Source organism: Propioniciclava sp., assembly GCF_047602245.1.
Taxonomy (GTDB): Bacteria; Actinomycetota; Actinomycetes; order Propionibacteriales; family Propionibacteriaceae; genus Propioniciclava.
Genome location: NZ_JASGHT010000001.1, coordinates 3,352,976 through 3,367,944, shown reverse-complemented (window position 1 = coordinate 3,367,944; position 14,969 = coordinate 3,352,976). Strand labels below are relative to the sequence as shown.

At 69.8% G+C, this 14,969-nt stretch carries 11 protein-coding genes; 4 read left to right on the top strand and 7 right to left on the bottom strand.

Annotated elements, in window-relative coordinates:
- Positions 1 to 14 precede the first annotated feature (14 nt).
- Positions 15 to 281, top strand: coding sequence for a type II toxin-antitoxin system RelE family toxin (locus tag QM708_RS15900; protein WP_415110776.1), 267 nt, complete (start codon positions 15 to 17; stop codon positions 279 to 281).
- Positions 282 to 314: 33 nt separating this feature from the next.
- Here QM708_RS15900 and nudC read toward each other — a convergent pair whose 3' ends face one another.
- From nudC to QM708_RS15885, 3 genes are read right to left on the bottom strand one after another with little or no spacing between them, the layout of a single operon-like run.
- The gene (gene nudC, locus QM708_RS15895; RefSeq protein WP_415110773.1) at positions 315 to 1,181 is read right to left on the bottom strand and encodes an NAD(+) diphosphatase; all 867 of its coding nucleotides are present in this window, start codon (positions 1,179 to 1,181) and stop codon (positions 315 to 317) included.
- 27 nt (positions 1,182 to 1,208) lie between these two features.
- The gene (locus QM708_RS15890; RefSeq protein WP_415110770.1) at positions 1,209 to 4,352 is read right to left on the bottom strand and encodes an ATP-dependent DNA helicase; all 3,144 of its coding nucleotides are present in this window, start codon (positions 4,350 to 4,352) and stop codon (positions 1,209 to 1,211) included.
- Positions 4,352 to 7,453 carry an ATP-dependent helicase gene (locus QM708_RS15885; RefSeq protein WP_415110767.1) on the bottom strand — a complete coding sequence of 1,034 codons (3,102 nt, stop codon included), beginning with the start codon at positions 7,451 to 7,453 and terminating at the stop codon, positions 4,352 to 4,354. Before QM708_RS15885 ends, QM708_RS15890 begins: the two co-directional genes overlap by 1 nt.
- An 84-nt stretch (positions 7,454 to 7,537) precedes the next feature.
- Here QM708_RS15885 and ligD point away from each other — a divergent pair, with 84 nt between their 5' ends.
- The 3 genes from ligD (at position 7,538) to QM708_RS15870 (ending at position 10,697) form a co-directional block, all read left to right on the top strand.
- Positions 7,538 to 8,449 (top strand): non-homologous end-joining DNA ligase, encoded by a 912-nt coding sequence (gene ligD / locus QM708_RS15880; protein WP_415110764.1) that lies wholly within the window; start codon positions 7,538 to 7,540, stop codon positions 8,447 to 8,449.
- A 244-nt stretch (positions 8,450 to 8,693) separates the two neighbouring features.
- On the top strand, positions 8,694 to 8,924 hold the full coding sequence (locus tag QM708_RS15875) for a DUF3107 domain-containing protein (protein WP_415110761.1): 231 nt from the start codon (positions 8,694 to 8,696) through the stop codon (positions 8,922 to 8,924).
- 294 nt (positions 8,925 to 9,218) lie between these two features.
- Positions 9,219 to 10,697 (top strand): DEAD/DEAH box helicase, encoded by a 1,479-nt coding sequence (locus QM708_RS15870; RefSeq protein ID WP_415111488.1) that lies wholly within the window; start codon positions 9,219 to 9,221, stop codon positions 10,695 to 10,697.
- Positions 10,698 to 10,809: 112 nt separating this feature from the next.
- Here the strand turns inward: QM708_RS15870 and QM708_RS15865 are convergent, their stop codons facing one another.
- From QM708_RS15865 to QM708_RS15850, 4 genes are all read right to left on the bottom strand, one after another.
- Positions 10,810 to 11,727 carry a type IV toxin-antitoxin system AbiEi family antitoxin domain-containing protein gene (locus tag QM708_RS15865; protein WP_415110758.1) on the bottom strand — a complete coding sequence of 306 codons (918 nt, stop codon included), beginning with the start codon at positions 11,725 to 11,727 and terminating at the stop codon, positions 10,810 to 10,812.
- A 188-nt stretch (positions 11,728 to 11,915) separates the two neighbouring features.
- Complete coding sequence (locus tag QM708_RS15860; protein WP_415110756.1) at positions 11,916 to 12,773, bottom strand: hypothetical protein; 858 nt, start codon at positions 12,771 to 12,773, stop codon at positions 11,916 to 11,918.
- 40 nt (positions 12,774 to 12,813) lie between these two features.
- Positions 12,814 to 13,935, bottom strand: coding sequence for a tryptophan--tRNA ligase (gene trpS, locus QM708_RS15855; protein WP_415110753.1), 1,122 nt, complete (start codon positions 13,933 to 13,935; stop codon positions 12,814 to 12,816).
- 136 nt (positions 13,936 to 14,071) lie between these two features.
- Entirely contained in the window at positions 14,072 to 14,917 is an 846-nt protein-coding gene (locus QM708_RS15850; protein WP_415110750.1) for a PHP domain-containing protein, read from the bottom strand.
- Positions 14,918 to 14,969 lie beyond the last annotated feature (52 nt).

The following is a 14,969-nucleotide window of genomic DNA, read 5'->3' as shown; positions in this document are numbered from 1 at the left end:
TCGAGCACCTCCCGATGAGTGGGTTCAATCTTGTCCGGTCACCCACGTTCGACAAGCACTTCCGCAAGCTTGATCGTCCGGTTCAGCGCCGTGTACTCGTCGCACTGTACGACCTCGTTCAGCTCCCAGATCCAACCGAGCGATTGAAACCACTGCAGCATTCGAAGGCGGGCCTGTGGCGTCTCCGCGTCGGCGACTACCGAGTGATCACCAGCGTCCAGAAGGCGGAGCTCACGGTCATCGCCATCGATGTCGGCCATCGCAGCAGCATCTACGACTGAGAGAGTGCCTGGACTCGAACCAAGAACAACTGATCAGATGGTCAGGTCGCCCGTCCGCCAAGCGGCGACGATTCGGGAGGCGATCGAGGAGCGCATCGGCAAGGTCAACTCGCCGGCGTCCACCAGCCGGGTGACCTCGCTTTGGCTGTAGAAGTTCGCCCACTCGATCTCGGTGCCGTCGACGCGGATCTCGTCGCCGATCGCGCGGGCGACGAAGCCGAGCATCAGCGAGCGCGGGAACGGCCACGGCTGGCTGCCGACATAGCGCACCGCAGAGAGTTCGAGCCCGGATTCTTCGCGAATCTCGCGGCGGACGGCCGCCTCCAGCGACTCCCCCGCCTCGACGAAGCCGGCCAGGATCGACACGCGGGTGTCCTCCCAGCCGGTGTGGTGGCCGAGCAGCAGGCGTCCGGCTTCGTCGAGGATGGCCACGATGACGGCCGGGTCGGTGCGCGGGAAACGCTGCCGGTCACAGCCCGGGCACCAGCGCATATGCCCGCCCTCGCGCACTAGCGTGCGGGTGCCGCATTGGCCGCAGAACGGCGCGACCCGGTGCCAGTTCACCAACGCGACCGCGGTAGTGGCGATGTCTGCTTCGGTCTCTTCCAGGACGCCGCCAAGCTGGCGCAGGGACGCCGACGGTCCCTGGGTCGCGGCCGGAACCGCGAACCACGGAGCCCCCGCGACGGTGCCGACGAGGTAATGCTGCTCGGGGTCGTAGCCCCCCTCGGGTGCGATCGGGCGCAGCGCATTGCCGGTCTGATCGGAGGAGATGTTCGAGCGTTCGTCCACGCCGATCACGCGCGCGGCCCGATGACGCCACATCGCCTCGACGGCGGCATCCTCCAGTCGCCCCTCAGGCGCCCTGTCCAGTTCACTACGCGTGACCCACGGTTCCATGCACCCCAAGATAGACCTGTCGCCCCGCTACCTCGGTGTCATCCGGGTCACCAGGCGTTCAAGCTCCTCACGGCCGGGCAACTGCGAGGGTCTTGTGAGCGTTCGGGCGAGGACGTCGTAGAAACCGACTTCGACATCCTCGATGTCGAGGCCGTGCAACTCGGCCCAGGCGAGGCGGTAGACCGCCAGCTGGAGCGGGTTCGCCGATCCGCGGCCGGTCTTCCAGTCGATCACCTGGGGGCGTCCGCGGTCTTCGAAGACGGCGTCGATGCGGCCTCGGACCACCTGTCCACCCAGGAACAACGAGAACGGGATCTCGGTGGCGACCGGCGTCCGGCCCGCGAAGGGGCCCGACTCGAAGGCGTCGATCAGGCGTTGCAGGTCGGCGTCCGCGTCAAGGTCATCGACGGGGTCGTCGAGCAGGGTGGGGGCGGCGGTGAAGCGGCGCTCCAGCCAGGTGTGGAACCGTTCGCCGACGCGGGCTGCTCGCCGGGGCGGGCGCGGCATGGGGCGAGCGAGCGCATCGAGGTAGCCGTCGGCGTCCTCGGACAGGGCGATGAGGGCGGTCGCCGACAGGTAGGGCGGTAGCGCAGTCTCACCGGCTCCGCGGCGTAGTTTCGCCTCGGCCAGGAGTTGAGTGGCGGCGGCGTCCCACGTAGCCAGCACCGCCTCCTGGTCCAACGGCAAGCCCTCCGGCTCCACCAACTCGCCCCGCCGGGAGCGTTCGACGGACTGCGCGGCGTCGACACGCCGGGCGTGCGCTTCGGCGTCCATCGGGGCCGGCCACGGGAGGCCGGTGCCGTCGCGAAGCAGCGGGTTCTCCGGGGAGATCTCCTCGGTGTGCACCTCGTCGGCGAAGTCCTCCAGGGTGCGCAGGTAGGGCGACGGCTTGCGCGGCTTCTTCAGGTCGCTCCAGGCGTGCGTGGTCGCCACGAGATGCTGACGGGCGCGGGTCACCGCGACATAGGCGAGGCGGTCGTCACCGCGGCGGGCCTCCGAACGCAGCGCCTGGTCATACTCGGTGGCGGCGGCATTGGTCACGTCGGCCAGCTGCGGCACATTGGCGGCGTCTCCGCGCAGGTCGGCGGGCAGCACGTCGGCGCGCTTGAGCCAGTTGCCCTGCACCCGGTTCGACGGGAAGATCTGATCGGCCAGCGCGGGCAGGTACACCACCTCCCATTCGAGGCCTTTCGCCTTGTGAATGGTGAGTAGTTTCACCGAATCGGACGCCGTGGGCACCGCCTGTTCCAGGCCGACGCCGCGCTCCTCCTCGGCAGAGATCCAATCGAGCAACCCCGACAGCGACCCGTCGCCGTCGATGTCGGCATACCCGGCGACCTGGGCGACGAACGAATCCAGCTGACGGGTGCCGCCCGGCCCGCGCATGCCCAGCTCGACTTCCAGTCCGAGCGTGGCGATGACCCGGCGCACCAGGTCGGTCACCGGTCCACCGGCGTGCGCCCGCAACGCGGAAAGTTCCGCGGCACAGGCCGCCATCCGCTGCTTCGCCTCGGGCGTGTACGGCCCGTCGCCGGGATCGGCCAGCGCCTCGGCGAGGCTCGGCACCTGCGCGGACTCGGTCTGCGCGATCGAATGTTCGATCAGCGCGCGGGCGTCCGCCTCGTCGTCGGGACGCCGTGAGCCAGCCAACTCGCGCGCGCGGCGTCCGAGCACCGCCAGATCGGCCGGACCGATCGCCCAGCGCGGACCGGTCAGCACCCGCACCAGGTCGGGGTTCGCGGTGGCGTCGCCGAGCACGCGCAGCACGGCGACCACATCGGCGACCTCGGGAACGCCGAGCAGCCCGTCGAGACCGACGATCTCGACGGGGATGCCGCGCTCGAGCAATTCGGCGTACAGCGGCCGGATGTGCGCGTTGCGGCGCGCCAGCACCGCGATGTCGGACCACAGCCGGGCGCGACCGGAATCGTGGGCGGCGGCGATGTCGTCGGCGATCCAGGCGATCTCGCCCGGCCAGGTGTCGAACGTCGCCACCCGGATGTCGCCTGGCGGCGTACCGGGCGGGGCGACCAGGTCAGTGTCGATGCCGTCCCATTGCAGTTCCTCATCGGCCCGCAGCGGCGCCGACAAGGCGTTGGCCGCATCGAGGATGCGCTGGCCCGAACGCCGGTTCACGGTGAGCGCATACGGCGTAGCCGGGGAGCCATCAACCCGCGGGAATTGCTCGGCGAAGGTGATGATGTTGGCCGCCGCCGCGCCACGCCAGCCGTAGATCGCCTGGCACGGATCGCCCACCGCCGTCACCGCGTGCCCGCGGCCGCTCGCGGCGTCCGCCCCTGAGAACAGCGCGGTCAGCAGCGCGGCCTGGGCGCTGGACGTGTCCTGGTATTCGTCGAGCAGCACCACCGCGAACTGCTCGCGCAGCATCGCCGACACGGCGGGCACGCGTTGCGCCAATTCGGCGGCCACCCCCATCTGGTCGGCGAACTCGACCGCACCCAGGTCGCGTTTGAGCCGCTGATACGACGCCACCAAATCGGCCAACTCGGCACGTTCGGACGCCGCCGCCGCGGCCGTCCGCAACGACGCGTACAGCGCCTTGCCGCGCGAACGCGGCGCCACCTCCACCTCGGACAGGAACTCCGCGGTGTGCCCGGCCAGCGCCGAGGTCGGCACCAGATGCGACGACAAATCAGCATCCAGGCCCAGCACCCGCTCGGTCACCGAGTCGGGACGCAACCGGGCCAGATGCGCCAACGGTCCGGGGGCGGCATTGACCACCCGCGAGGCGATCCGGAACCGGGAGGCCCCGGTCAGCATGCGCGCGTCGCCCTCGACGCCGATCCGCAGGCCGTGGTCGGCGACCAGCCGGGCCGCGAACGCGTCGTAGGTCATGATCAGCTGCTCGCCGGCGTCGTCGAAACCGTCGGCGTCCACCACGCCCGCGGTGGCGAGGGCTTTGCGGACGCGGTCGCTCAACTCGGCGGCCGCCTTGCGGGTGAAGGTCAGCCCGAGCACCTCTTCGGGACGCACCTGGCCGGTGCCGACCAGCCAGACCACCCGCGCGGCCATCACGGTGGTCTTACCCGAGCCGGCGCCGGCGATGATCACGCCGGGTTCCAGCGGCGCGGTGATCGCGGTCAGCTGCTGCTCCGAGAACGGGATGCCGAGGGCGTCCGAGACCTGCGCCGGCGAGGTGAACACGACCATCACAACACCTGCCCACTGCGCGCCGGGCAACTCGACCGCACCGCGCACCGCCGGCAATGGTCGCCCGCGCGCGCCTCGAACGAACCTTCGGCGATGATCCGGCTGGCCTGGGCGATCCGGTGGTGCACCCAGGTCGGATAGGCGAGTTCGTCGGCGTTTTCGGTGAGGTGTGGTTTCTCGGTCAGCGACGGCTGGCGGAACTCCTTGGGCCAAGCGTCATCGCCGTGGCGCAGATAGACCAGCGACCCGCCCGCCGAACGCCCTGGTGCGGCGTGTTCGGCGAAGCCGCCCGCCTCGATGGCGAGCTGATAGACGCCCACCTGCGGGCTGCCGGCCGCCTCCGCCTGCGTGGGCGCATAGCGGCCGGTCTTGAAGTCGATCACCCGCAGTTCGCCGGACGCCGTGCGCTCCAGCCGGTCGACCGTGCCGGTGAGGATCACTGCGCGCCCGTCCACCTCGATCCGCGCGGTGAACGGCACCTCGACGCCGATCACGTCGGCATGCTCGTGGCCGGACTGCCAGGCCGCGAACCGTGCGACGGCGGCGTCCGCCTCGGCCCGTTCGGACGCCGACAGCCACGCCGCCGGGAACGGGATGCCGGCCCACACCTGGTCGAGCAGGTCGCGCGCGGTCTCGGGGGTGAGTTCGCCCACCGCGGCGCGCTCGGCGACCGCGTGGATCACCGACCCGAGCAAGGTGGTGCTCGATCGCGGCGGCTCGGCGGTCGCCTCGCGGGACAGGAAGTACTGACGCGGACAGGTGAGCACCGATTCCAGCTGGCTCGGGCTCAGCCTGATCTCGGGGCCGCGTGGGGGGCTGGTCAGCCCGGTTGGCTCGCGCAACCCCCACCATCGGGCCGGATCGGCGTCCGGCACCAGCACCCGGCCGGTGTCGTCGGTCGCGTCGGCGAGCCGCGCCAACCGGAGCGCTGCCGCCTCGCGCATGCCCGGCGGGGCCTCGGCGTCCTGGGCCACCCGTCGCAACTCGGTGACCAGCGCCCGCAACGTGTGCAACCGCACCGGAGGCTCGAGGACGTGCCGCACCGGCACGCCCAGCTCACCCAGGAATCTCGACGGGCGATCCTCCTCGCCCTCGGTGCCCTCCACCGCGGTCACCAGCAGGCGCCCCTGCGCGCGTGAGCAGGCCAGCAGGAACAGCCGCCGCTCGCCGGCCACCAGTTCGCGCGTGGTGACACCCTCGCCGAGCCCCGACGAGGTCAGACGCTGCGGATCGAACACCGACCCGTGCCGGCGCACATCGGGCCACACACCCTCCTGCACGCCCGCGACCACGGTGAACGCCCAGTGCCGCCCGGTCGCCCGGTGCGCGGTGAGCACCCGGACGCCGCGTCCCGACACCGCCAACTCGCGCTGGCTGTCGGCCGGGATCTGCTGCTGCGCCACCTCGGCCAAGAACCAGCGCACCCCGTCGGCCCCCGGCGGCGCCAGCGACGCCTCGGCGAGGGTGAACAGCGCCACCACCGCATCCAGATCATGGTTCGCCCGCGCCGCCGCATCGCCCGCCCCGGTCGCCTCGGCGCGCAGCTGCTCGGGCCACGCGGTGCCCGACCAGAGCAACCACAACGCGTCCTCAACCCGGCCGTCGTGAGCAATGAGTGCGGACGCCGCCGCCAACAGGTCGCGCCGTGCCGCCAAAACGCGCAGCGGCGATTCGGACGCCACCGAGTCGGGCGCCTGTTCATCAGGAAGCGGCCGCTGACCGGCGAGAGCGTGGGCGATCAGGGTCGCGGACGGCGTGCCGCCGCCGGCGGCGTCCGATGCCCGCAACAGACGCCCGACGCGGCGCAGCGACACGGCGTCGAAACCACCCCAGCCCGACAGCAGCAGACGGTGCGCCTCGTCGGCGTCCGGGACGCCGCCGCGCGCGGCAATCTCCAACGCCAGCAGCAGTGGCCGCACCGCCAACTCCGACGCCAAGCCGATCTCGTCGCCCGCCACCTCGACCGGGATGCCCGCATCGATCAATGCCCGGGCCAGCGGCGGGATCTGCGTGCGCCCCTTGCGCACCAGCACCGCCATCTCACCCCACGGCAGCCCTCCCTCAAGATGGACGGCCCGCAACTCACCCGCGATGAAGCGCGCCTGGGTAACCTCGTCGGGAAACGTGCACACCTCGACCCGGCCCACACCCTCCGCACCCACCGCCCGGTAGGCGCGCGCGGCGTCCGCATCGAGCGCGGGGGCACCCAGCCGGCGCGCGACGGACGCCAGCGTCGCCGCATGGGCCTCGCCCTGCCGCCAGGCCCGGTCGAGCACCTCCACCCGCGGCGGCTCGCCCTGCGCGGTGAACAACCGCACGAACTCGGCGGCCGCGCGCGGGTGCGCGCCACGGAACCGGTAGATCGACGTGTCCGGATCGGCCAGCGCCACCACCGGGAACCCGTCCGGCACCAAGGCGCGCACCAGCGCGATCTGGGCCGGATCTAGTTCGCACCAGTCATCGACATAGACCGCTCCGAAGGTCGCGCGCACCGCGGAGACCACATCCTCGTGTTCCAGCAACAACCGGGCGCGATGGACGAGTTCGGCGTAGTCGAGGGCACTTTCGGCGTCCAGGATGTCGAGATATTCACCGAAGAACTCGCCCAGGATTCTCCAGGTCGGCTCACCGGACGCCGCCCCGAAAGCGGCCACATCCTCGGGATCAAGGCCCAGTTGCCGCGCCCGGGCCACCACCGCGCGCACCTGCGCCGCGAACGCGCGGGTGCCGAGGGCGGCGTCCAGATCTTCGGGCCAGGCCCGCGACCAGCCACGCAACAATTCCCGGATCCGGAACTCCTGCTCCGGGGCGGTCAGCAGCCGCGGCTCGGCGTCATCGGCGTCCGCCCACCGGCGCACCAGCGCCAGGCAGAACGCGTGAATCGTCATCACCTGCGGGGCCAGCGTGGTGTGCCCGGCGGCGCGCACGATCCGGTCGCGCAACTCCAACGCCGCCTGGCGGCTCGAGGCGAACACCAGAGCCGGTGCCGCGCCCGTCACGATCCGGCCGGCGACGGCGTCCACCAGCAGCGTCGTCTTGCCGGTGCCGGCCGCACCCAGCACGAGCAGCGGCCCACCAGCCCGCGCGACGACGTTCACCATGCCCACCATCCCAGCACAACGCACCGACAAAACCGCGCCGGTCCCGCCCCTGCCCGAACGCGCCGCGGCTGGCTAGGGTGAACCATGGCCGACGTGACGACCACCGTGGAGGGGCGCACCCTCAAACTCACCAACCTCGACAAGCAGCTATACCCGTCGGGGTTCACCAAAGGTGAAGTGATCGAGTACTACCGCGCCATCGCGCCCGTGCTGCTGCCCCATCTCGACGGACGCCCCGTCACCCGCATCCGCTTCCCCAACGGCACCGCCGACAAGGGATTCTTCGAAAAGAACGCCCCCGCAGGCGCCCCCGAATGGCTGCGCATCCTGCACACCACCGGAGCCGACGGCGACCTCGACTACCCGGTCATCGACACCCTGCCCGCGCTCATCTACATGGCCAACCTCGCCGCACTCGAACTGCACGCCCACCAATGGAAAGTGTCCGCGCGCACCAAGAACGTCACCGTCGACAAGAATCTGCCCGTCGACCAGTTGGTCATCGACCTCGATCCCGGCGAGGGCGTCACCATGCCGCTGATCGCCACCGCCGCCCTGCTGATGGCCGGAGAACTCGGTGATGCCGGCCTCACCAGCTACGCGAAAACCTCCGGTGGCAAGGGAATTCAGGTGTACTCCCCGTTGGTGCGGACGCCCGCCGGACGCGTCCTCGATTGGGCGCGCGAACTCGGCGAACGCCTCGCCGCGCAACACCCGGCATTGTTCGTCACCGCCATCGCCAAGGAAGCCCGCGTCGGCAAGATCCTGATCGACGTCAACCAGAACCTGCCCGGACGCACCACCGTCGCCCCCTACTCCCTGCGCGCCCGCGACGAACCCACCGTCTCCACCCCGCTGCGCTGGGAGGAAGTCGAAGCCGCCACCGACGGCGCCCCGCTGCGGTTCACCGCATCCGACGTGCTCGCCCGGGTCGAGTCCGGCGGCGACCTGTTCGCCGATCTCCTCGGACGCCGTCGCGGCACCCTGCCGGACTGATCCCGTCCCACTCCCGCGCCACCCACACCCGCCTCAGGTGATGGCGTCGTTCGCCTCCGGCGTGCTGCCACGTTCGCCTCCGGCGCTCTACTCCCGTTCGACTCCCGCGCTCTACTCCCGTTCGCCTCCGGCGCTCTATCCACCGTTCGCCTCCGGCGCTCTACCCACCGTTCGCCTCCGGCGAAGTGACCCGAGAATGTCCGACCCCACGGGTAGGGTTGCGGCGAACCCGAGGAGGAACAGCATGGAAGTCAAGGTCGGCATCCAGAATGTCGCGCGCGAGATCGTGATCGAGACCAACACCCCGGCAGCCGAGCTTCAGGAGGCCCTGGCGACCGCTCTCGCCGAGGGCGGCGTGCTCTCGCTCAGCGATGACAAGGGCCGCAAGGTGCTCATTCCGGGCGCCAAGGTTGCCTACCTCGATCTCGGCACCGAAAACGCCCGGCCGGTGGGTTTCGGGGCCCTCAACAATTGACGCGCTAGGATAGGCGGGTACGCACGCCCGATTGTGCGTCCCCGCCCCCTGAGCGCACCCCCGAGTGCTGCGCACAAGGCGGGTCTTGACGAGGGCCGGCGCGAGAAAACGCCGGTGAAGTAGTAAGGCATCGCGCTGACCGACATCATTACGCCCCAGGCCGACGAGAACGTCGAGGTCCTGGCAGACGACATCACCACGCCCGAGGCGTCCGACACCGATGCGGCCCAGGCCGCCGACGTCGCACCCGAACAGGCCAAGCCGACGTTCGCCGACCTCGGTGTCCGCCCCGAGATCTGCGAATCGCTGGCGACCAAGGGCATCACGCACCCGTTCCCGATCCAGGCCATGTCGCTGCCGATCGCCATGTCGGGCACCGACATGATCGGCCAGGCCCGTACCGGCACCGGCAAGACGCTCGCCTTCGGCATCGCCCTGCTGGAGCGCATCGCGGTTCCGACCGATCCCGAGTACGCCGACCTGAAGCATCCCGGCAAGCCGCAGGCGCTGGTCATGACGCCCACGCGCGAGCTCGCGCTGCAGATCACCGGCGACCTTGAGGACGCCTCCCGCGTCCGCGCCGCCCGCATTCTCACCGTCTACGGCGGTGTCGGCTACGAGCCGCAGCTCGAAGCGCTCGCCACCGGCGTCGACGTGGTTGTCGGCACCCCCGGACGCCTGCTCGACCTGGCCAGCCGCCGCAGCCTCGACCTCAGCCATGTGCGCGTCCTCGTGCTCGATGAGGCCGACGAGATGCTCGACCTCGGCTTCCTGCCCGATGTCGAGAAGCTGATCGCGCGGACGCCGTCCTCGCGGCAGACCCTGCTGTTCTCGGCGACCATGCCGAGCGCCATCATGGGGCTCTCCCGCACCCATCTGACCCAGCCGGTCAACATCCGCGCCGAGGCGCACGATGCGGCCACGACGGTGCCGCAGACCACCCAGTTCGTCTACCAGGCGCACGACCTCGACAAGCCCGAGATCGTCGCTCGCGTCCTGCAGGCCGATCACGCCGGCAAGGTGATGGTCTTCACCCGCACCAAGCGCGCCGCGCAGCGGCTGGCCGACGATCTGGTCGATCGCGGGTTTTCGGCGGCGTCCATTCACGGCGACCTGTCCCAGGTGATGCGCGAGAAGGCGCTCGCCCGGTTCCGTGAGGACCGCGTCCGCGTCCTGGTCGCCACCGATGTCGCTGCGCGCGGCATCGACGTCGCCGACATCACCCACGTGATCAACTACGAATGCCCCGACGACGACAAGACCTACGTGCACCGCATCGGCCGCACCGGCCGCGCCGGCGCCAAGGGTGTCGCGGTCACCTTGGTGGATTGGTCGGACGTCACCCGCTGGAAGGTGATCAACAAGGCGCTCGATCTGTCGTTCGCCGAGATCGTCGAGACCTACTCCACCAGCGCGCACCTGTACGAGGACCTCAACATCCCCGCCGGCACGAAGGGACGCCTGCGTCCCCCGCGCGAGGAGGCTCCCCGGGAGCGTCCCGAGCGCAAGCCCCGCGAGGAACGTCCCCGCCGCGAGCGTTCGCGTCGTCGTCTGCGCAACGGCCAGCCCGTCGAGGGTGAGCCCGCCGACGGTGCTGCCCAGGCATCGGACGCCGACGCCAAGCCCGCTCAGGCCTCCGCCACCGCGGTCGAGGATGCCGCCCCCGCCGAGGGTTCCGGTGACGGCGCGGCCCGTCGCCGCCGCCGTCGTGGCGGACGCGGTGGTCGTGGCCGTCCCGGTTCCAAGCCGGACGCCGCCCCCAGCGAGTCCTGACGAATCTACGCAAGGCCCCCGTGATGATGATCGCGGGGCCTTGTGCGTAGGTAATCCCGGCATCAATGCAAAGTCGTGGTGAGTAGACGCACCACATCTCTACATTCACCCGTCAGGGACAACGGCGACATCTTCGGAGTTCGCCCGTCCAACCGCGGGACTGCAACGTCGCGGCAACCTGCGCCGCGATTTCGCATGGCTTCTCTCTGAGATCGAATGATCCGTACCGAAGCGTGGTCTGCCCTTGACTGGCATGGGTGTTGTCGCGGGCCAAGTCACGGAACACGGTGCGGAGGTGCCTGCGTCCGTCGATCTCGACGATGACGCCGTACTCCCGGTGGAGGACGTCCGAGCGAGTGCCTTGACTCAACGACACTTGACGGTCACCGGCAGGCAAGTGGTGTGCGCGCACGACGTCGCGGTCGTAGATCCACTCGAGGGTGCTTTCGATCCCCGAAAAGTCAGCGATGATGCTGCGCATGGCTGGGCCCGCGGGTGTGCGTCCGCGGGCTTCGAGCCGCTGCACCATGAACGGCAAACTCACCCGGCCGAGCCTGGCGGCGTCCGAGAGCAGAGACACCCAATCATCGAGGTCCTCGGATTCGCCGAGGTCGAGCAGCGCATCCTCCAGACGAATCCGAGGGAGCGAGCCGATTGTTCGCCCGAGGCGTTCCTGCCCGTCAACACGAAAACGCCACCCCGGGCGCGGGAGGCGGCGGACACCCGGAAGCGTCCAGACCTCGATCACCGGCGCCTCAATCTCAAGCCCGGACGCCGCGAGCGCGGCACGCCCGCCCAACGCCGACTCAGGTCCGCCGACCAGGTGGCCGGCCCACCATCGTTGGAGGTGATTGACATCGGGAGTCGCGGCGTAGACGCCGGGCATCACACGCGACCAGAGTCCGGAGTCGACGAGTCTGCGCAGCCCGGGACGCCCCAGCGATGGTGTGATCTGAGCGAAAGTTGCGACGTGAGCCTGCTGCTCAAGCAGTCTCCTGAGCGCTGGTGATGGTTGACGAGGTTCCCACATGCCTATAGCAATAGGCACGCCCTGTCACGTTTACGCTGAGGCTTAACTCGGGCCTAGGCGACCGGGGGCCGTGATCCGGCGCTCGCCGACGTCATCACCAGCGACGACACCCAGGCCGTCAATGTAGAGATGTGGTGCGTCTACTCACCACGACTTTGCATTGAACCGTGAACCCGCGAGGAGAGAACTCAGAAGCGGTCGGGTTCCTCGGCGTTGAACATGAGCTTGCGGGGACCACCCTCGCCGCGCACCACCAGACGATCGAAGCCGGCGCCTTTGGTGGGCATGATCTCGGCGGTGTGCTCACCGAACAACCAGCCCACCTGGGTGGCGGGGTCGGCGGAGCGTTTGCGATTCTGGCGGAGCCAGCGGCGTCCGTGTGCGGTCAAGGCGAGGTCGGTGGACTGGCGCACCAGCAACTCGACCCGCTCGCCGGCGTCATTCAGCCCGTAGTCGAGGCGAACTGCGGAAACGAGTCCCGGGAACCCGAACTCGACCCGGTCGCGCGACAACGGCTCCCGTCCGCAGCTCGACCGCACCACGGCAACAGCACGATCGGCTTCGGCTTCGACCTCGGCCCAGTACGAGGCGCCCAGTTCGATCCCCGCGAAGCCCGGCGCGTTCACCCGGGCGCGCAGGGCGTCCAGCAAGGTGTCGGCGTCGGCGTCCGCGAAACCGATGTAGGTGTCGGCAACGACAGGGAACGCACCGGAATCACGCAACGCGACCACGGGAACCTCGCGCCCGTCCACCAGGCCTTTGCCGATGGCGAGCACGTCGCGATACGGCCGCGGAGGGCCGGCCAGCAGACGGTAGTGGTCGCCCTCCAACCGGGCGATGCCCTGGCCGACACCGTCCCAGGCGAGCACCACGGCCATCACCAGGAACGGCGCCACGATGACGATGAGCACCGCCGAATCGACGTGCGGAGCCTGCGCGAACATGATCGCGGCAGCCACCGTGGCCAGGCCGAACACGACGACTCCGGCGATCCCCCAGAATCCGCGGGCGGCCGTGCGTCGCGAACGCACCAATGTGGCGGACATCAGCAATTCCTCTCGGTACGTACCCACCGGCACAAGCCGGTCAGTACACCATTCCCATCGCGGCGCGAACCTCGGCGAGCGTCGCATCCGCGATCGCATTCGCGCGCTCATTGCCCTCACGCAGCACCGCCGCGATATGGCCAGGATCACGCTCGAGCTCGGCTCGCCGGGCACGAATGGGCGCGAACTTCTCGTTCAGCGCCTCGGTCAGATAGCGCTTCAGGCCACCGCCGCCGCCGTCACCGATCTCGTCGGCGATCGCGACCGGATCACGGTCCGCGCACAGGCCGGCCAAGGTGAGCAGGTTGCTCACTTCGGGGCGGTTCACAGGGTCGAAGGTGATGGTGCGGTTCGAGTCGGTGACCGCCTTCTTGATCACCTTCGCGGTCTCGTCGGCGGTCATCCGCAACTCGATGGTGTTGCCCTTCGACTTGCTCATCTTGGTGCCGTCCATGCCGAGCACCAGCGACCCGGCCGACAGCAGGGCGTCCGCCTGCGGGAACACCGGGCGCTTCGGATCGACGCGTCCGTACCGCTCATCGAAGCGGCGCGCGACCACGCGGGTCTGCTCCAGGTGCGGCAGCTGATCCTTGCCGACGGGCACGATGTTGGCCTTGCAGAACAGAATGTCGGCGGCCTGATGCACCGGGTAGGTGAGCAGCAGGCCCGACATCGGACGCCCGCCGGTGGCGTCATGCTCGGCCTTCACGGTCGGGTTGCGGTACAGCTCCGAATCCGACACCAGCGACAGGAACGGCAGCATCAGCTGGTTGAGCGCCGGCACCTGCGAGTGCGCGAAAATCGTGGTGCGCGCCGGGTCGATACCGATCGACAAGTAGTCGGTGACCAGCGAATACACCCGCTCGGCGATGGGGCCGGTGCCGTCGCGGTCGGCGATCACCTGGTAGTCGGCGATCAGCACCAGGGTCTCAACGCCGGCGTCCTGCAGGCGGACGCGGTTGGCGAGCGAACCGAAGTAGTGGCCGATGTGCAGATGCCCGGTGGGACGATCGCCGGTCAGCATCCGGAACACGGACGGGTCGCGGGCAATCTGCTCCTCGATCTGGCGGCTGCGCTCCTCGGAACGGCGCAGCGAGGCGTCCGAGGTGGACGCCGCGAGGGCGTCGGCGGTGGCAGTGTCGGTGCCGACCTGCTCAGTCATGGGGTTCTCCTTGTCGTCTGGCCCCACAGGCATGCGAAACGGCCGCCCGCAGGGACGGCCGTCATCGGGTTCGTGCATCAAGGCCGTCGTCGCGGCCACCACCAACCCTTGTTCACGTTGCGTAGTTTAGCGCTCGTCACGCGCACCCACCGCGCGCATGGATACGCCGGACGATCTCGGCATACACCTCGGGATCGGTGAGGCACGCGCCGAGCGGATTATTGACCTTGCCCAGCCCGTGATGGTCGCTGGATCCGGTCGCCAGCAGCCCGAGACGCCCGGCGATACCGCGCAAGGCTTCGCGAGTGTCGGCGTCATGGTCGGGATGATCGACCTCGATGCCGTCGAGTCCGTGCGCGACGAGGTCGGCGAGGAACTCCTCGGGCAGGTCGTCGCGGCGTCCGCGGGCCCACGGATGAGCCAGCACCGCCACCCCGTACGCCTGGCGGACCAGCGCGATCGCCCGGGTCAGCTCGGTGCAATAGCGGTCGACGTAGGCCGGGCCGCCCTCGTACAGCCAGTCGCGAAAGGCGGCATCCCGGCTGGGCAGGTACCCCTTCGCCACCAGCGCGTCGGCGATGTGCGGGCGTCCGAGCGAACTGCCCCCGGCTTGGGCGAACACGTCCTCGATCGTGATCGGCATGCCGAGTTCGGTGAGCCGGGCCACCATGCCGGGAACGCGTCCGTTGCGGCCCTCGCGCACCTTCGCGAGTTCGTCCCGCAGCGCCGGCTCGGAGGGATCGCATCCGTAGGCGAGCAGGTGCACCGACGCTCCCGCGCGCTGCGTGGAGAACTCCAGACCAGCCAGCAGGCCGATGCCGGAGGCCTGCGCAGCGGCCTTCGCCTCATCGATCCCGTCGAAGGTGTCGTGATCGGTGAGCGCGATCACATCCAGCCCCGCGGACGCCGCATTGCGGACAAGCTGAGCCGGGGCGTCGGTTCCATCGGAGACGAGCGAATGGGTGTGAAGATCAATGCGCACACCCCCAGTAAACGCCATCGCGCTACGCTCGGGGGCAACCCCCTGCGACAGG